Source organism: Bradyrhizobium sp. GW821-FHT13H05, from assembly GCF_058804065.1.
This window is the reverse complement of the sequence record NZ_JBXAPO010000019.1, coordinates 1-16,013: the sequence shown is the minus strand read 5'-3', so window position 1 is coordinate 16,013 and position 16,013 is coordinate 1. Positions and strand designations below refer to the sequence as shown.

Genomic DNA, 16,013 nt, shown 5'->3' with positions numbered 1-16,013 from the left:
CGTTCGTCAACATCATAAGCCTCCCGCCTCATGCAGGAAGCCAATTCATCAGGTGGCGACGGGCGCTGGCTCCTCGCCGTCGAGCACGCACCTCAGGCGCTCACTGTCGAGCGCCCCTTCCCATTTGGCAATCGCGATGGTCGCAACCGCGTTCCCGATCAGATTGGTCGGCGTCAGGCCCTGCGACATCAGGCGGTGGATGCCGAGCACCAGCGCGACGCTCGTCACCGGAATGGAGCCTGTCGCCGACAACGTCGCCGCCAGCACGACAAAGGCCGCGCCCGCGATCCCCGCCGCGCCCTTGGAGGTCACGAGCAGGATCAGCAGCAGCTCGATCTGCTCGGCGAGTCCGAACGGCGTATTGGTTGCCTGCGCCAGGAACACCGAGGCGGCGGCCAGGTACAGGCAGGTGCCGTCGAGATTGAAGGAATAGCCGGTCGGGATCACCAGCCCGACGACGCTCTTCTCGCAGCCCGCCTTCTCCAGCTTGGTCAGCATCCGCGGCAGCACCGTCTCGGACGACGTCGTGGCGATGCAGATCAGCAGCTCTTCCCAGATGTAGCGGATCAGCTTGAGCAGCGAGAAGCCGCAGAGCCGCGCGACGGGGCCGAGCGCCACGATGATGAAGATCACGCAGGTCAGGTAAAAGCCGCCGAGCAGCTTGCCGAGCGAAGCCAGCGAGCCGACGCCGAACTTGCCGACCGTAAAGGCGATGGCCCCGAACGCGCCGATCGGCGCCGCCCACATCACGAAGCCGACGACGGCGAATACCATCTTGGCGGCGATGTCGATCAGGTGAACCAGCGGCGCGGCGCGCTCGCCGAGCTGCACCAATGCAAACCCGCACAGCACAGAGATGAACAGCACCTGGAGAATGTTGCCCTCGGCAAAGGCGCCAATGAAAGTGGCCGGCACGATATTCATCAGGAACGGCACGAAGCCGATGACGCTGGTCTGCTTGACGTAGGGCTCGATCGCGCTGGCATTGATGCTGGCGGGATCGATGTTCATGCCGACGCCGGGCTTGAGCAGGTTCACCGCAACGAGACCGATGATCAGCGCGATCGTGGTCATGATCTCGAAATAGACGATCGCCTTGACCGCGACACGCCCCACGCGTGCCATGTCGGCCATATGCGCGATGCCGTGCACGACGGTGCAGAAGATGATCGGCGCGATCAGCATCCGGATCGCCTTGATGAAGGCGTCCCCGAGCGGCTGCATCTTGGCGCCCGCCTCCGGGCTGACGATCCCAAGCGCGATGCCGGCCGCCATGGCGATGAGCACCTGGATCCAGAGCTCCTTCCACCAGGCACGCCCGCGCGGCTTGTCGATCGCGAGCGTCGTCATTGGTCGAACTCGAACAGGCGCGCGGGATTGTCGACGAGGATTTTTTGCTGGAGCTCCGGCTCCGGCGCGAACAGCGGGATCAGGTCGACGAGGTCGCCGTCATTCGGCATCGCCTTGACATTGGGATGCGGCCAGTCGGTGCCCCAGATGATGCGGTCGGGCGCGGTCTCGACGATTTTTCGCGCGAACGGCACCGCGTCGGTAAAGGGTGGTCCTGCCGAAGACACCCGCTCGGAGCCGCAGATCTTGACCCAGCATTTCTCGTCGCGCTGCATCAGCTCGATCAGGATCTTGAACGGCAACTGGTCAAGCCCCTCCGACGCCTTCACCCGGCCCATATGGTCGATGGTGTAGCTCAGCGGCAGCCTTGTCAGCATGTCGGCATATTCAGGCAGATCGATCGCGTCGAAATGCAGATCGATGTGCCAGCCGAGCGGCGCGACCATCGCGATGATTCGGTCGAACACGCGCTTGTCGGGAACACCGCCGAGATGGCGGACGAAGTTGAAACGGCAGCCGCGGAAGCCGCCCTCGTGCAGCACGCGAAGCTCACGCTCGGTGATGCTGTCGTCGATGTTCGCAACCGCGCGATAGGCGCCATTGCTTTGCGCAATGGCATCGAGCGCGACCGTGTTGTCGGTGCCGTGCACACTGGCATTGACGATGACCGCGCGCTCCACCCCAAGCTTGGCATGCAGGATACGGAAATCCTCCAGCGGCGCATCCGGCGGCGTGTAGGAACGGTCGGGCGCGTAAGGGTATTTCGCGCCGGGGCCGAAGATGTGGCAATGCGCGTCGCAGGACAGCTTTGGCAGCTTGAACTTCGGCATGCGCGTGTTCGGATCGGGCGGCGGAATGGTCGGCGTGTACATCATTGTCATCAGCTGAACTTGAACAGGCGTGCGGGATTGTCGACCAGCAGCTTCTGCTGGACCTTTGCGTCGGGCGCGTAGAGCGGGATCAGGTCGACGAGGTCGCCATCGTTCGGCATGATCTTGACGTTGGGGTGCGGCCAGTCGGTGCCCCAGATGACGCGATCGGGCGCGTTGTCGATCAGCGCCTTCGCGAACGGCACCGCGTCGTGGAACGGCTTGCCGGCCGCGGATGCCCGTTCGAGGCCCGTGATCTTGACCCAGCACTTCTCGTCCTTCTTCTGGAGGTCGAGCAGCGCGGTGAAGCCGGGATCATCGAGCCCCTTCCCGGCCTGAACCGTGCCCATGTGATCGATCACGTAGGGCGTCGGCAGCGCGGTGAGAACAGGCGCGAATTCGGCGATCGTGCCAGGCTCGAAATAGACGTCGATGTGCCAGCCGAGCTCGGCGACGCGGTGCACGATGCGCTGGAATTTTGTCATATCGCCGACGCCACCGAGGCGCTTGAGGAAGGCGAAACGGCAGCCGCAGATGCCGCCCTTGTCGAGCGCCGCAAGCTCCTTCTCGGTCATCTCGTCATTGACGTTGGCGATGCCCTTGTAGGCGCCCTCGCTCTGGGCGATGGCATCGGTGACGACGCGGTTGTCGGTCCCGTGCACGGTGGCATTGACGATGACGCAGCGCTCGACGCCGATCTTCTGATGCAGGCTGCGGAACGTCTCCAGCGGCGCATCGGCCGTATTGTAGGGGCGTTTTTCCGCGAAGGGATAACGCGACGCCGGCCCGAAAATGTGGGTGTGGGTGTCGCAGGACTTTGGCGGGAGCTTGAAGGACGGCGTCTTGGGATTGGGATCCGGCGGCTCGATCGTCGGAATCGCCTTGGATTCGGCTTTGGGCTCGGCCGATTGCGCGTATGCTTCGCTCGCGAGCGCGGCACCGGCCAATCCAGTCAAGAGATGCAAACACTCACGCCTGTTCATTTCCTCAACACCCTGTCACATGGTCCGCTTGCGAGCGAAAGCGCTGTTAGGCGCCTCCTCCCGGCGGTTTCTTTCAAGTCTTGCTGCTGACGACTGGCCGCCGCTTCGCCGGTGCGGCCTGATCGAGCGCCGGCGCCTGGAACGCGGCAACGGTCGCCTGCACCAATTGCTCGATGGCGCTGGCGGCATCGCTGCCATCGGCCTCGCCGCGCGACAGGCGCGAGACGCGGTCCGGTGTCACCAGCGAATAATAGAGTGCGCCGAGCAGGAAATGGCTGCGCCAGACGATGTCGGTGCGAGGGACATGCGGCAGGCTATCGTGAACCGCATCGATGAAGGCGTGACTGGTGTCGTCAAAGGTCTGCGCGATGATTTTTCGCGCGACCTCGTTGCCTTCGGCCGACATCACGGCACGCAGCCGCGTGAAGCGCGCCCCGCCGCCGGCGAGATCGCTGCCCGAAGTGAAGGCCGGCACCACATAGGCCCGCACGATCGCCTCCAGCCGATCCTGGAGATCGCGCACCCGCTTGGCGGCCGCGAGCAACTCGGAACGGCGCAGGTTCATCGGCCCGCAATGACGCTGGTAGATCTCCAGCAGCAGGCCGTCCTTGGTCTTGAAATGATAGGTGACGCTGCCGGGATTGGCGCCGGCCGCCTGTGCGATGTCGCGCACCGACACGGCATTGAAGCCGTTGGTGGCGAACAGCTCCTCGGCCGCAGCGAGGATTGCCTCGCGCATGTTCGGCTTACGAGCCGTTTCCTTGCTGGTGGGCTTGCGTACCATGTGATTTGTACTATCGTACAAAAGATCAGGTCTCGTCAACAAAAACCATGGGCGACGTCCGGGACGGCTCAGAGACCGCCGCAGCGACGGAAATGCCCTCAAGGAGTGCTGGGAAATGTTGGGTTTGAACACAATGATCGGCCGCCTCGCGGTCGGTGCAGGCTTGCTGCTGGCGGCGAACACCGCGCAGGCCGCTGACAACTATCCGAGCAAGCCGGTCCATATTCTTGTCCCCTATGCGGCCGGCGGTGCGGTCGACGTGCTCGCGCGCACGCTGGGCCAGGCGCTTGCGAAAACCTGGGGTCAGCAGCCAGTGATCGACAACCGCCCCGGCGCCGGCGGCATCGTCGCGTCGCAAGCACTGACGCAGGCCGCGCCCGACGGCTACACGCTGATCCTGGTCGCGAGCGGCCATCCGCTCAACCAGTTCATCTATCCGAGCGTGCCCTATGACACGTTCAAGGATTTCACCGCGATCACCGAAGTCGCCTCCTCGCCGCTCGCGATCGTGGTGGCCAAGGACAGCCCCTACAAGACGCTCGGCGATCTCCTGGCCGCCGCCAAGAAGGAGCCGGACAAGCTGTCCTACGGCATCTCCGGCAACGGCACCTCGGCGCACCTCGCGGGCGAGCTGCTGAAATACATGTCCGACACCAAGATCGTCGCGATCCCCTACAAGGGCGGCGCGCCCGCGCTGACCGCCGTGATCGCCGGCGAGATCCCGCTCAGCATCAACCCGCTCGCGGAAGCCATCGGCCAGCTCGAAGGTGGCCCGGTGCGCGCGCTCGCGGTCACTTCGGCCGAACGCTCCAAGGCCCTGCCTGATGTCCCGACCATCGCCGAGGCCGGCGTACCCGGCTACGACGTCTCGGTCTGGTGGGGCGTGCTCGGCCCGGCAAAAATGCCGCCGGAGATCGTGGCCAAGCTCGAGACCGACCTCAAGGCAGCATTGCAGGACCCGAACGTTCTCTCGACGCTCGGCAAGATCGGCGCAGCTCCGGTCGGCTCCTCCGCCAAGGATTTCGACGCCTACATGCACGCCGAGGCGACCAAATGGGAGCCGGTGCTGAAGGCCGCCAACATCCGCGCGCAGTGAGGCTCTCCACATGAGGACCTCTTCTGGACGCTTCACCCGCACCGCCCTGCTCGCGGTCGCAACCATCGGCCTGCTCGGCGCGCCCGCACGCGCCGATGGCGAAGCAAAGCTGCTGGCGCCGAGCGGCACCTTGCGCGTCGGCATCTATCCGGGCAGTCCGACTTCGATGGTGACAGATGCAGCCGGCAAGCCGCACGGCCTCGCCTACGATCTCGGCGGCGAGCTGGCAAAACGGCTCGGCGTTGGCATCGACTATGTCAGGTTCCAGCGCGTCGCCGACATCGTCACCGCGATCCACGACGGCCAGGTCGATTTCACCGTGACCAATGCGACGCCGGCCCGCGCGGGCGAGGTCACGTTCACCCAGCCTGTGCTGGCGATCGAGCTCGGTTTTCTCGTCCCGGCGAATTCGCCGATCGGCAAGATCGAGGATATCGACAAGCCAGGCGTGAAGATCGGCGTCACCAAGGGCTCGACCTCAGAACGGACGCTGCCCGCAAAATTCAGGAACGCGACCATCGTTCCCGCCGAAAGCGTCAAGGTCGCCATCGCCATGTTCGGCCGCGGCGAGATCGACCTTTACGCCACCAACAAGCCGACGCTGTTCGAAATGTCCGACCAGATGCCGGGCGCACGAATTCTCGACGGCAATTGGGGCGCCGAGCATATGGCGATCGCGATCCCCAGGGGGCGCGAGGACGCCCTTCCCCTGCTCAACCGCTTCGTGGCGGAGGAGCAGTCCTCCGGCGCGCTGGACACGATCCAGCAGCAGGCGGGCCTCCGCGGCGCGACCAAGGCGACACGCGAATAAGTCTCAATTCGCCGCCTGCTCCGCGGTCCGCCAGACGATGTCCGGCGGATCGCGGAAAGCGAAACGAACGAGATGCCGCTCGACAACGCCTTCGACCTGCGCGAGGAGGTCTGCATTCTCGGCCTCGGCCTTGAGCGTAAGCTTGTCACCCGCAGCCTCCAACCGGCACGTCCCCATCGAAAACGGGATCACGCCCTGTTCCGGCGTGAACTCCACCGCCAGCTTGTGCGCAAAGTGCTTGCAGAGCTGCTGGAGGTAGATGGTGGCCCGCTCGGTGGTGACCTCCGCCACTGAATGATTCATGGTGGCCCTTTCAGGCAATTTGGTTCGACACTCGTCTTGCCGGATCAGCCAGGCGGCCTGTATCTTTCCAGCAAGCTATTCGCAGCCAACGATGCCGTGAGAGATCGCCGAACGATGCTGCCGCCCGTTGACGTTACCACGCGCCCGGCTGAGCGGGCGGGCGCGCAACCGCGGTGCCCTCACCCGAGCTCGTCAGGACATTGGCGGGCACGGCGCCGTAGGCCTGCCGCGCGGACGCCTGCTTCGTCGTGGTCTTGGCCGCAACGCCCGCCTTGGTCTGGCCACTCTCGGCGAAAGCGGCGGGCGCTGCGAGCATCGCCGCCGCGGTCAGCGTCAAGGTCACATATCGCTTCAACATCGATCGTCTCCATCTTGGGCAAAGGACTTCCCGCTCGCGCGCTGGCCCACAGCGCGCGTCGGGTCCGTTTCACAAACTAGCCGGCCGGCGATTGCCGGTCATTTATCTTCCTAGAAAGATACATCGCAACTATCTTTCTGGCAAGACATCTGCGCATGAACTCTTCGTAAGGAGGCCCGTCCATGACCGAACCGCGCTATCCCGCGGACAAGCTCCTCGCCATCAAGAAAAAACATTGGCCGGAATCCGTCACCCCCGTCGGCGAGATGATGGTGCGGGTCTATCGCCTGAACAGCCTGATGCGCGACAGCGTGGCGGAGCGGATTGCCGCGCACGACCTGTCCCTCATGGAGTTCGAGGTGCTGATCACGCTCCGCGGCGTCGCCCCGCCCTACGAGATGATTCCGACCGAGCTTTATCCTGCGATCCTGATTTCCTCGGGCGGGCTGACCAAGGTGCTCCATTCCTTGCAGCAGCGTGGCCTGATCACGCGGGCGGAGGGCACGGCTGACAAGCGCAGCAAGCCGGTGCGGTTGACAGCCAAGGGGCGAACGCTCGCCGAACGCGTCATGGCGGAGGTTCTGGAGTCGGGCGAGGAGATGATTCTTGGCGGGCTTTCCGAAGCCGAGGTCGAACGCGCCACGCGGCTGCTGCACAAGCTGCTGGTGACACTTGAACCTGCGAACGACTAGCATTCGCTGGTATTGCTGCGATGCGCGTCAACTCCATTTGCTGCAAATCAACGCAACAACATGGAGAAAGCGTCATTTGTCTTCGGCGCCGTGTTGGGCAACCAAAGCGGCGCATCACCGGAGACCGAGAATGAGCAAGTCCGTCCTGTTGACATTGCATCGCTGGATCACGCTGGTGTTCGCCCTGCCCCTGCTCGCGATCATCGCCACCGGACTGATCCTGTCGTTCGAACCGCTGGTGCAAGTGAATGGCATCAACGGTCCGGCGATCGACGCCGGGCGCGTCGTCGAGCTGGTGAAGCGATATGATCCGGACGGCAAGGCGCGCGGGCTTTCGATCAATGCCGGCAGCAGCCGCATGACGCTGCAAGGCGCCGGCGCCCCGGCGATCGACCTCGCAACCGGCGAGCCCGCGGCTGCGGGCTCCAGCCTCTCCGATCTCTTCCTGTGGGCGCGTGTCACGCATGAACGGTTGCTCGGCCAGGCGTGGCTGGTGACGAGTTCGACCGTCGCCATGGTGCTGCTGATGGCGTTCGGCATCCTCATGGGACTGCCGCGGCTGCGCAACACGCTTTCCGGCTGGCACAAAGGGATTGCCTGGTTCGCGCTGCCGCTGATCCTGCTGAGTCCGATCACCGGCCTATGCATGGCGTTCGGCCTGACGTTTCAGAGCGCTCCTGCGCCTGCCGGCGGCGGACGGCCGGTCGCGCTGCCCGACGCCATTCGCATGGTCGCAGACTCGCACGAGTTGTCACACGCGATCTCGATCGGGGCGCGAGGCGGCCGCATGATGGCGCGGATCTACGAGGACGGCGAACTGCGCGCCTATGCTGTCAGTTCATCCGGCGTCGCGCCGCTGCCGCGCAACTGGCCGCGGCTGATCCATGAGGGAAACTGGTCGGCGATGATCGCATCGTCCTTGAATGTCGTGATCTCGATCGCGCTGCTCACCTTGCTCTCGACGGGCCTGCTGATCTGGGCGCGGCGCAAGCTGCGCAAGCCGCGCACCCGCCCCAATCGGCAGGCTGATGCCCCGATCGCCGGAACTGCGTAGTCGGACCAGACCCGTATTCAAGCTCAATTGCGCGCGTTCGCCCGCATTTTCTCCCGGGCGGCGGGACGCAGGACTTCGGTGTCGTCGCCGCCTCCTTGCGGGATCAGGATCGCACGCTCGCGCGGCAGCGCTTCCGGCATCGCATCGCGGATGAAGGCGATGAGCTTCTCACGCATCTCACAGCGCAGATCCCAGGATTGCGGCGCATTCCGTGCGCTGACCAGCGCGCGAAGCTCGATGGTCCGCGAATCCGCGTCGATCACCTGGAGATTGACGACCGTGCCGTCCCAAAGCTCGGACTCCTTCACCGCCCCTTCCAGCCAGCGCCGGATGCGCGGCACATCTGCGCGATAGTCGACGTGGAGCGCGATGACGCCGATCAGGGACGCGGTGTCGCGCGTCCAGTTCTGGAACGGCTTTTCGATGAAATAGGACAGCGGCACCACCATGCGCCGCCAGTCCCATAGCCGGATCACGACATAGGTCGCGGCGATGTCCTCGACCCAGCCCCATTCGTTCTCGATGATGACGGCATCCTCGATCCGGATCGGCTGGGTGATCGCGATCTGCACGCCCGCGATCAGATTGCTGAGCAGCGGTCGCGCCGCAAGACCGACGATGATACCGGCAGCACCGGCGGAAGCGAACAGGCTGACGCCATATTGCCTGACCGAGTCGAACGTCATCAGCGCGGTCGACACCGTGATGATGACGATGATGATGTCGGTGACGCGCTTGAACACCCGCACCTGGGTGACATGCTTGCGCGCGACGAAGTTTTCGGTGACATCGCGAAAGTTCTGGAGATAGCGCGCCGCGCTCATATCGACAATCCGGATCGAGATCCAGCCGATCAGCGCGATGAAGGCGACCACGAACAGGCTCGTCAGCGGCGTGCGGAACGCGCTGTCGAGCGGCGCAAGCGGGAGGACGAGCGCGACCGCGGCAAGACACAGCGCCAGCTGGGCCGGGCCGGACGTCCGCTCGATGAACACGCCCAGCAGCGGAAGCCGGGTTCCGAAGGCGCGGTTGAGCAACCAGGCCGCGAGGCGATAGAACGCCAAGGCAAGCAGGATCGCGCCCGCGACCAGGCTGAGCCCAACGAACCATGACGGTATCCACCCGAACATCCTGTCGATGTCGGCCATGACGGCCTGCCAATTCATTGAAGTCCCCGCATTTCCATTCGCGTCTCAACGCGCTGCGGCGGGCTTCGCTCCCCCGCTCGGTGCAATGCAGCATCCCTCTGGTGCAACCGTCGCCGAACTGCGCTATTCCTAGGCAATCATGACTCGCCGTACCGGCAGCGCCGATCTTCCACTCCACACCGGGCGGGTTCCACCCTGGCTCGCGAGCCGCATGGCCTCGTTAGGGGCGATCGTCACGCAGGCGATCGTCCACCATTACGGCCGCGATGCCTTCCTCCAGCGGCTGTCGCATCCATTCTGGTTCCAGTCGTTCGGTGCCGTGATGGGGATGGACTGGCACTCCTCGGGGATCACCACCTCCGTGATCGGCGCGCTGAAGCGTGGGCTCGGCCCGCTTCAGGACGAGCTCGGTATCTATGTCTGCGGCGGCCGCGGCCAGCATTCGCGCAAGACGCCGGACGAGCTGTTGCAGCTCGGCGACCGCGTCGGCTTCGACGGCGCAAAACTCACGCGCGCCAGCCGGCTGGTGGCGAAGGTCGACAGCGCCGCGGTCCAGGACGGTTTTGATCTCTATCTCCACGGCTTCTTCGTTACCGCCGACGCCAAATGGACGGTGGTGCAGCAGGGCATGAACGGCGACAAGCGCCAGGCGCGCCGCTATCATTGGCATTCGGAGTCGCTAAAGAGCTTTGTCGATGCGCCCCACAGCGCGATCGACGGCCCGCAGCAGGGCGAGATCGTCAATCTCACCGACCATCGCGCCGAAATCTCGCGCGCCGCGCAGCTCGAGCTCCTGACCGATCTCGGCCCCGATCGCATTCTCACCGAATTCGAGCGGCTCACCGGCACTGCGCCTGAGCCGGCACAGGCCATGCTGCCGCACCTGATCATGCCCGCGCACCACGACGTCCGACCGAAGGACGTGTTCGCGCGTCGCCTGCACGGCACCCTCGCGGCAGCCGCCGAGCGCGGCCCGGTCGACTTTCCGGAATTGTTGCTGACATCAGGCGTCGGCGCACGCACCGTGCGCTCGCTCGCGATGGTCGCCGAGGTCGTGCACGGCGCGCCCTATCGCTTCAACGATCCCGCGCGCTTCTCGCTCGCCCATGGCGGCAAGGACCGGCATCCCTACCCGGTCCCGATCAAGGTCTATGACGAGACCATCCGCGTGCTGAAGGGCGCGGTCCAGAACGCCAAGCTCGGGCGCGAGGAAGAGATGCAGGCGATCAAGCGTCTCGACGACCAGGCACGGCGGCTTGAGCGCAGCGCGCACGGTCCCTCCGTCGAGGCCTACATCGCCGGCGAGCGTGAAGCCTCGCCCGATCTCGACGGCCGATCCGCGTTCGGCTGGGAGCGCGACATCGTGGCGTCAAGGACGTCGACGGGCTGACTGTCCGCTGCCACGACAGGCAGTTTTGCGATGGCACGCATCCCCGGCCGCCTGCGCCAATGAACTTGCGCGGGATCGACGGCGAGACCGAGTTTCGGCCAGCGGGTCAACAGCGCTTCCAGTGCGCAAGCCGCTTCGATCCGCGCAAGCTGGTGGCCGAGGCAGAAATGGATTCCCGTTCCGAACGAGATGTGGCGGTTCGGCTTGCGTTCGAGATCGAGCCGCTCGGGCCGGTCGTGCACCGCCGGATCCATGTTCGCCGCAGCGAGCATGACCATGACACGGTCGCCTTTCTTCAGCCGCACGCCCGCAAGCTCGATGTCCCCCCGCACATAGCGCGGCTTGGAAAACTGCACCGATGACACGAAGCGCAGGAACTCCTCCACCGCGAGCCCGACGCGGCCCCAATCCTCCTCCAGCCAATCGCGCAAGCCCGGATTCCTGAGCAGCTCGTAGACCGAGCCGCTGATCAGATGCGTGGTGGTCTCCGATCCTGCCGCAAGCAACAGGAACACCATCGACACCATTTCGTCCGGCGTGATCTGGCCGCCCTCGCGCTCGACCTGGACCAGCTCGGCGATCAGGCCCTCACCGCCTTGCACACGCGCGATCTGCAGCTGCTGTTCGAGATAGGCGCGCATCTTGCGGAACGCGAGCAGCAGGCGGAAGAAGCTGACGACGTTCGTCAGCGACGACATCTTGTTGGCCCAGGCGATAAATCGCGGGCGATCGGCCGCGGGCAGGCCCAGCAATTCGCAGATCACCGACACCGGCAGGATGCGGGCGTAACGCTGGACGAGGTCGGCGGGACTGCCGTCGGCAAACAAATCGTCCGCCAAGCCGTCGGCAATGGCGCGAATGCGCGGCTCCATCGCCACGATCGCGCGGCGACGGAAGGCCTCGTCCACGATGCTGCGCAGCCTCGTGTGATCAGGCTCATCCATCGTCAGCATGTTCCTGGCGATGGTCGTGACGAGCTTCGGCATCCACCAGCGCAGGCCGGCAACTTCGCCATCCTCCTTGCGCAGCGTGAAGCTGGTGCCGTCCTTCAGGACCTGCGCCGTCGCGTCATGGGTCGTGGTGATCCAGACATCGCCGACCAGAGGAAATCGCGTCGCAACCACGGGGCCGGACGCGCGCAACGCCGCGATCGCCTTGGGCGGATCGCGGAAGAAAGCCTCGCTGGTGAAATCAAGGCGCGGCGTCATGGAATCACCGGAGTGGTTGGTGGCGCCTCAACCAGATGGTGCGCGCGCGGCGGCTCGCAAGAGCCGGAACCGGCGCGATGACAGGAGTGCCTATTCCCGCCCCGGCGGACGCGGGCCGGTCTTGCGCTGCTGCTGATTGGTATAGGCGTCCCAATGGCTCCAGCTGCCATTGCTGAGGCTTTGCAGGTCGGTGCCGAGCGGCCTGCGCGTGCGCTTGTCGTGGTCGGCAATCGCGCGCTCGGACTGCGCGATCTTGCGCTTGAGGTCCCCGAGCGCCTTCTGGGTCTGGCCGGTCCGCTTCGACGAGGCGATCTCGCCCATCGTGAAGCGCGCGGTCTCGAGCGCCTTCAACTCGGCGCGGTTCTTCTTCAACTGGACCCGGTGCCAGGCGATGTTGCTGTCGCTGTCCGCAACCATGTGGGAACTCCGCTGATTCGCTCCCACAGTGTATCGCGCGCCGAATCGGCGCCGCAACGCCCGCCGGGCGGCGAAACTACGGTCTTATTGCGCAGGATGTCCGGGCTCAGCGCTCGGCAAAGGCCTTTTCGACCACGAACTGGGCCGGCTCGCCGTGATTGCCCTCGACGAAGCCGCGCTCGCCCAGCAGCACGCGGGTGTCGGCGACCAGCGCCGGGCTGCCGCAGATCATGACGCGGTCATGGGCGGCTTCCAGCCCCGGCAGGCCGATATCGGCGAACAGCTTGCCCGAGGTGATGAGATCGGTGATGCGGCCGCGGTTGCGGAAGGGGTCGCGGGTCACGGTCGGGTAGTAGATCAGCTGGTTCTGGATGTACTCACCGAGCATCTCGTCCTTCGGCAGATGTTCGGTGATCATCTCGCCATAGGCGAGCTCCTTGACGTGACGGCAGCCGTGCAGCAGCACGACCTTCTCGAACCGCTCATAGGTCTCGGGGTCCTTGATCACGCTCAGGAACGGCGCGAGGCCCGTGCCGGTGCCGATGAGATAGAGGTTGCGCCCCTCCTCCAGATTGTCGATCACCAGCGTGCCGGTGGCCTTGCGGCTGACGATGATCTCGTCGCCTTCCTTCAAATGCTGGAGCCGCGAGGTGAGCGGGCCGTCCGGCACCTTGATCGAGAAGAATTCGAGGGTGTCCTCGTAGTTGGCGCTGGCGACGCTGTAGGCCCGCAGCAGGGGCTTCTCGCCGACCTTGAGCCCGATCATGGTGAATTCGCCGTTACGGAAACGGAAGGTCGGGCTGCGGGTGGTCTTGAAGCTGAACAGCGTGTCGGTCCAGTGGTGGACGCTCAGAACGCTTTCCTGATTGAAATTGCTCATCTCACGCTTCCTTGCGGTTCCGAGGCGGTCAGCTATGCGTCATTAGTACACAATCATTCGTACACAAATGAATAATCCGACTTGATCCCGCGGTCAAGGCTGCCCAAGATCGGAAGCGTTGCAGTTAAGGACAAGGACCCCCTTCCATGGCGCATGACGCACCCCAGGCCACCGGACCCTCGAAGCTCGTGATCCGCAATATCGGCCTGATCCTGTCCGGCGCGCTGGAAAAGCCGATCCTGGACGGCGACACCATCGTCGCCGAGAACGGCAAGATCACCGCGATCGGCCGCTTCAAGGACGTCAACACCGAGGGCGCGACCACCATCGTCGAGGCCAACGGCACCACCGTCGCGCCCGGCCTGATCGACAGCCACGTCCACCCCGTCGCCGGCGACTGGACGCCGCGGCAAAACCAGATCGGCTGGATCGACAGCAATCTGCATGGCGGCGTCACCACCATGATTTCCGCCGGCGAGGTGCACATGCCCGGCCGCCCGCGCGACGTCGTCGGCCTGAAAGCCATGGCGATCTTCGCCCAGCGCGCATTCTGGAATCTGCGGCCCGGCGGCGTGAAGGTTCATGCCGGCGCGCCCGTGATCGAATGCGAGATGGTCGAGGAAGACTTCAAGGAATTGGCCGCCGCCGGCGTCAAGCTGCTCGGCGAAGTTGGCCTCGGCGGCGTCAAGGACGGCCCCACCGCGCGAAAGATGGTCGGCTGGGCGCGCAAATACGGCATCCAGAGCACCATCCACACCGGCGGCCCCTCGATCCCCGGCTCCGGCCTGATCGACAAGGACGTGGTGCTGGAGGCCGACACCGACGTGGTCGGCCACATCAATGGCGGCCACACGGCGCTTCCCGACGACCAGATCCGCTGCATCTGCGAGGGCTGCAAGCGCGGCCTCGAGATCGTTCATAACGGCAATGAACGTTCGGCGCTGTTCACGCTGCGCATCGCGCGCGAAATGGGCGATCTGCACAGGGTGATCCTCGGCACCGATGCGCCCGCCGGCTCCGGCGTGCAGCCGCTCGGAATCTTGCGCATGGTCTCGATGCTGTCCTCGCTCGGCGACCTTCCGGCCGAGCTCGCCTTTTGTCTGGCCACCGGCAACACCGCGAGGATGCGGCAGCTCGATTGCGGCCTGATCGAAATCGGCCGTTCCGCCGATTTCGTCATCATGGACAAGGCGCAGCACTCACCCGGCAAGACCATCCTGGAGAGCGTGCAGCTCGGCGACCTCCCCGGCATCGGCATGACCATCATCGACGGCATCGTGCGCACCCAGCGCAGCCGCAATACGCCGCCTGCGGGGAAAGTGCCGGAAATCGTGGCGAAGTGACGCAGCTTTGGAGGCTTTGAACAAGTCTGCTGCCTGCTGCGTCTAACGCAGGCAGCCCTCGGCGGCGGCAGTTCATTGCTGGACCATCGAGGGAGTCATGAGGAACTCTACGCGGATAGCCGTCGGCGTTGCTGGCGCGGTCGCGGGTTATGTCGCGACCTTTGTGCTGTTCTCCCTGCTCGATTTCGACAACCGCGCGGACCCGATCACATCGGGTCTGTTGGGGCTGTTCTTCTACTCCCCCATCGGCGCGATCGCCGGCGCCATGCTCGCCAGCTGGCTGGTGACGCGTTCGGGCAAGGACGCAGGCCATGGGGGCGTCGCGCGCAACAGCCTGAAATCGCTCGGCGTCGTCGTCCTGCTCTGCGCCGCCGGTATCGGCATCTACATGGCCTACGCCTATGCAACCGCGACACCCCTGGCTCAATCCGAACGCCAGCAATCCCCTGCTCGTGTTCGAGGTGCGTTTCCCGTCCGGCGTAACGGTGCCGACGTCAGCGCAAGGCATCACCGTCGAATTGCAGACCGACCTCAACATCATGCCGGGCGAGCTGACACCGGTCCCCTTCCATCGCGATGGCGATCAGCCGGTCATCGCCGGCGAAGTCGAACTCGCCTTTCGGACCTCGCACCGGCAGCTCGCCGTCAACATTCAGGGCCAGCCGAGCCGGATCTATCCAATCGAATTGACGGCGCGGGCGCCGCATACACCGGAGTTAGGAACGTGGCAGCGGCTCGGCGACGGCAGCGAAATCCGCTACCGGGCCAAATGGCCGGGCAAGACGTAAGGGATCAGCGCTGCTTGGCGATCTCACAACGCACATAGGTCTGGCGCTTGGCCTGGCCCACCGGGCCGTTATCCATCACCAGCCTGCCGTCCGCAGCGATGGACACCCGAGGGCTAGAGCGAAACTTCTCGCCCTCGCCTTCGCAGGCAAGCTTCATCTTCCAACCGAGCTTCCCATCCGCAGTGATCTCACTGGCGCGGCACCGCGTTTCGTACCAATAGAGACGATTGCCGCCTTCGATGCTCATGCGGTTGGCGCTGTCCTGATCGCGGCAATCCTTTTTGGTCGACGCCCAGAAGCCTTCATAGGGCTGCGCGGCCCAGGCAGAAACGCATTGGCCCGCGAGCGCCGCACTGAGACTCAAAACCATCGCAAAGCACGATGCTGCTCTCATGACGAAAAACCTCGATGATGTCCTCATCGAGGTTAGTCGCCAATCCCCGCAGCTTGTTCAACTGCCGTAGGGCGGGCAAAGGCGCGAAGCGCCGTGCTCACGATCTTTTCCTGATTGAGGAAAAATGGTGGGCACGCTTCGCTTT

The 16,013-nt window shown here is 64.7% G+C and carries 18 protein-coding genes; 7 read left to right on the top strand and 11 right to left on the bottom strand.

Annotated elements, in window-relative coordinates; all coding sequences use genetic code 11:
* Window positions 1–48: 48 nt before the first annotated feature.
* From dctA to AC1RR3_RS34525, 4 genes are all read right to left on the bottom strand, one after another.
* The gene (dctA, locus tag AC1RR3_RS34540) at window positions 49–1,350 is read right to left on the bottom strand and encodes a C4-dicarboxylate transporter DctA (RefSeq protein WP_492829107.1); all 1,302 of its coding nucleotides are present in this window, start codon (window positions 1,348–1,350) and stop codon (window positions 49–51) included.
* Window positions 1,347–2,231 (bottom strand): amidohydrolase family protein, encoded by an 885-nt coding sequence (locus AC1RR3_RS34535; protein ID WP_492829105.1) that lies wholly within the window; start codon window positions 2,229–2,231, stop codon window positions 1,347–1,349. Before AC1RR3_RS34535 ends, dctA begins: the two co-directional genes overlap by 4 nt.
* A complete protein-coding gene (locus tag AC1RR3_RS34530; RefSeq protein WP_492829103.1) occupies window positions 2,231–3,202 on the bottom strand; it encodes an amidohydrolase family protein in 972 nt (323 codons plus the stop codon). Before AC1RR3_RS34530 ends, AC1RR3_RS34535 begins: the two co-directional genes overlap by 1 nt.
* 73 nt (window positions 3,203–3,275) lie before the next feature.
* Window positions 3,276–3,986, bottom strand: a complete 711-nt coding sequence (locus AC1RR3_RS34525) for a TetR/AcrR family transcriptional regulator (protein ID WP_492829101.1) — start codon at window positions 3,984–3,986, stop codon at window positions 3,276–3,278.
* A gap of 115 nt (window positions 3,987–4,101) precedes the next feature.
* Between AC1RR3_RS34525 and AC1RR3_RS34520 the strand changes: the two genes are divergently transcribed.
* Together AC1RR3_RS34520 and AC1RR3_RS34515 are read left to right on the top strand one after the other, a co-directional pair.
* Window positions 4,102–5,082, top strand: coding sequence for a tripartite tricarboxylate transporter substrate binding protein (locus AC1RR3_RS34520; RefSeq protein WP_492829100.1), 981 nt, complete (start codon window positions 4,102–4,104; stop codon window positions 5,080–5,082).
* Window positions 5,083–5,092: 10 nt separating this feature from the next.
* Entirely contained in the window at window positions 5,093–5,893 is an 801-nt protein-coding gene (locus tag AC1RR3_RS34515; RefSeq protein WP_492829098.1) for an ABC transporter substrate-binding protein, read from the top strand.
* Between the two features lie 3 nt (window positions 5,894–5,896).
* Here AC1RR3_RS34515 and AC1RR3_RS34510 read toward each other — a convergent pair whose 3' ends face one another.
* The gene (locus AC1RR3_RS34510) at window positions 5,897–6,196 is read right to left on the bottom strand and encodes a DUF2218 domain-containing protein (protein ID WP_492829096.1); all 300 of its coding nucleotides are present in this window, start codon (window positions 6,194–6,196) and stop codon (window positions 5,897–5,899) included.
* 133 nt (window positions 6,197–6,329) lie between these two features.
* A complete protein-coding gene (locus tag AC1RR3_RS34505; protein WP_492829094.1) occupies window positions 6,330–6,554 on the bottom strand; it encodes a hypothetical protein in 225 nt (74 codons plus the stop codon).
* 182 nt (window positions 6,555–6,736) lie between these two features.
* Here AC1RR3_RS34505 and AC1RR3_RS34500 point away from each other — a divergent pair, with 182 nt between their 5' ends.
* Together AC1RR3_RS34500 and AC1RR3_RS34495 are read left to right on the top strand one after the other, a co-directional pair.
* On the top strand, window positions 6,737–7,246 hold the full coding sequence (locus tag AC1RR3_RS34500) for a MarR family winged helix-turn-helix transcriptional regulator (protein ID WP_492829093.1): 510 nt from the start codon (window positions 6,737–6,739) through the stop codon (window positions 7,244–7,246).
* A 130-nt stretch (window positions 7,247–7,376) separates the two neighbouring features.
* Window positions 7,377–8,300 carry a PepSY domain-containing protein gene (locus tag AC1RR3_RS34495; protein WP_492829091.1) on the top strand — a complete coding sequence of 308 codons (924 nt, stop codon included), beginning with the start codon at window positions 7,377–7,379 and terminating at the stop codon, window positions 8,298–8,300.
* A 23-nt stretch (window positions 8,301–8,323) separates the two neighbouring features.
* On the opposite strand, the gene AC1RR3_RS34490 is transcribed toward AC1RR3_RS34495, so the two are convergent.
* The gene (locus tag AC1RR3_RS34490) at window positions 8,324–9,466 is read right to left on the bottom strand and encodes a mechanosensitive ion channel family protein (protein WP_492829089.1); all 1,143 of its coding nucleotides are present in this window, start codon (window positions 9,464–9,466) and stop codon (window positions 8,324–8,326) included.
* 121 nt (window positions 9,467–9,587) lie between these two features.
* Here AC1RR3_RS34490 and AC1RR3_RS34485 point away from each other — a divergent pair, with 121 nt between their 5' ends.
* Window positions 9,588–10,838, top strand: a complete 1,251-nt coding sequence (locus tag AC1RR3_RS34485; protein ID WP_492829087.1) for a DUF763 domain-containing protein — start codon at window positions 9,588–9,590, stop codon at window positions 10,836–10,838.
* Here AC1RR3_RS34485 and AC1RR3_RS34480 read toward each other — a convergent pair.
* The 3 genes from AC1RR3_RS34480 to AC1RR3_RS34470 all read right to left on the bottom strand — a co-directional run bounded on the left by AC1RR3_RS34480 (window position 10,739) and on the right by AC1RR3_RS34470 (window position 13,343).
* Window positions 10,739–12,046: a cytochrome P450 family protein gene (locus AC1RR3_RS34480; protein ID WP_492829085.1), complete on the bottom strand. Its 1,308-nt coding sequence runs from the start codon at window positions 12,044–12,046 to the stop codon at window positions 10,739–10,741. The genes AC1RR3_RS34485 and AC1RR3_RS34480 overlap by 100 nt on opposite strands.
* A gap of 90 nt (window positions 12,047–12,136) precedes the next feature.
* A complete protein-coding gene (locus tag AC1RR3_RS34475) occupies window positions 12,137–12,463 on the bottom strand; it encodes a hypothetical protein (protein ID WP_492829083.1) in 327 nt (108 codons plus the stop codon).
* 106 nt (window positions 12,464–12,569) lie between these two features.
* Window positions 12,570–13,343, bottom strand: coding sequence for a ferredoxin--NADP reductase (locus AC1RR3_RS34470; RefSeq protein ID WP_492829081.1), 774 nt, complete (start codon window positions 13,341–13,343; stop codon window positions 12,570–12,572).
* A 146-nt stretch (window positions 13,344–13,489) separates the two neighbouring features.
* On the opposite strand from AC1RR3_RS34470, the gene AC1RR3_RS34465 reads away from it, so the two are divergent.
* Both AC1RR3_RS34465 and AC1RR3_RS34460 read left to right on the top strand, forming a co-directional pair.
* Complete coding sequence (locus tag AC1RR3_RS34465) at window positions 13,490–14,686, top strand: amidohydrolase family protein (RefSeq protein ID WP_492829079.1); 1,197 nt, start codon at window positions 13,490–13,492, stop codon at window positions 14,684–14,686.
* A 401-nt stretch (window positions 14,687–15,087) separates the two neighbouring features.
* Complete coding sequence (locus tag AC1RR3_RS34460) at window positions 15,088–15,474, top strand: hypothetical protein (RefSeq protein ID WP_492829077.1); 387 nt, start codon at window positions 15,088–15,090, stop codon at window positions 15,472–15,474.
* A gap of 4 nt (window positions 15,475–15,478) precedes the next feature.
* Here the strand turns inward: AC1RR3_RS34460 and AC1RR3_RS34455 are convergent, their stop codons facing one another.
* Complete coding sequence (locus tag AC1RR3_RS34455; RefSeq protein ID WP_492829075.1) at window positions 15,479–15,868, bottom strand: hypothetical protein; 390 nt, start codon at window positions 15,866–15,868, stop codon at window positions 15,479–15,481.
* Between the last annotated feature and the right edge of the window lie 145 nt (window positions 15,869–16,013).

Coding starts and splice junctions, on each gene's coding strand:
- AC1RR3_RS34485 (WP_492829087.1), top strand. CDS start 9,588: ATGACTCGCCGTACCGGCAGCGCCGATCTTCCACTCCACACCGGGCGG.
- AC1RR3_RS34455 (WP_492829075.1), bottom strand. CDS start 15,868: ATGAGAGCAGCATCGTGCTTTGCGATGGTTTTGAGTCTCAGTGCGGCG.
- AC1RR3_RS34490 (WP_492829089.1), bottom strand. CDS start 9,466: ATGAATTGGCAGGCCGTCATGGCCGACATCGACAGGATGTTCGGGTGG.
- AC1RR3_RS34460 (WP_492829077.1), top strand. CDS start 15,088: ATGCAACCGCGACACCCCTGGCTCAATCCGAACGCCAGCAATCCCCTG.
- AC1RR3_RS34495 (WP_492829091.1), top strand. CDS start 7,377: ATGAGCAAGTCCGTCCTGTTGACATTGCATCGCTGGATCACGCTGGTG.
- AC1RR3_RS34520 (WP_492829100.1), top strand. CDS start 4,102: ATGTTGGGTTTGAACACAATGATCGGCCGCCTCGCGGTCGGTGCAGGC.
- AC1RR3_RS34535 (WP_492829105.1), bottom strand. CDS start 2,231: ATGACAATGATGTACACGCCGACCATTCCGCCGCCCGATCCGAACACG.
- AC1RR3_RS34510 (WP_492829096.1), bottom strand. CDS start 6,196: ATGAATCATTCAGTGGCGGAGGTCACCACCGAGCGGGCCACCATCTAC.
- AC1RR3_RS34500 (WP_492829093.1), top strand. CDS start 6,737: ATGACCGAACCGCGCTATCCCGCGGACAAGCTCCTCGCCATCAAGAAA.
- AC1RR3_RS34505 (WP_492829094.1), bottom strand. CDS start 6,554: ATGTTGAAGCGATATGTGACCTTGACGCTGACCGCGGCGGCGATGCTC.
- AC1RR3_RS34470 (WP_492829081.1), bottom strand. CDS start 13,343: ATGAGCAATTTCAATCAGGAAAGCGTTCTGAGCGTCCACCACTGGACC.
- AC1RR3_RS34480 (WP_492829085.1), bottom strand. CDS start 12,046: ATGACGCCGCGCCTTGATTTCACCAGCGAGGCTTTCTTCCGCGATCCG.
- AC1RR3_RS34515 (WP_492829098.1), top strand. CDS start 5,093: ATGAGGACCTCTTCTGGACGCTTCACCCGCACCGCCCTGCTCGCGGTC.
- AC1RR3_RS34465 (WP_492829079.1), top strand. CDS start 13,490: ATGGCGCATGACGCACCCCAGGCCACCGGACCCTCGAAGCTCGTGATC.
- AC1RR3_RS34525 (WP_492829101.1), bottom strand. CDS start 3,986: ATGGTACGCAAGCCCACCAGCAAGGAAACGGCTCGTAAGCCGAACATG.
- AC1RR3_RS34530 (WP_492829103.1), bottom strand. CDS start 3,202: ATGAACAGGCGTGAGTGTTTGCATCTCTTGACTGGATTGGCCGGTGCC.
- dctA (WP_492829107.1), bottom strand. CDS start 1,350: ATGACGACGCTCGCGATCGACAAGCCGCGCGGGCGTGCCTGGTGGAAG.
- AC1RR3_RS34475 (WP_492829083.1), bottom strand. CDS start 12,463: ATGGTTGCGGACAGCGACAGCAACATCGCCTGGCACCGGGTCCAGTTG.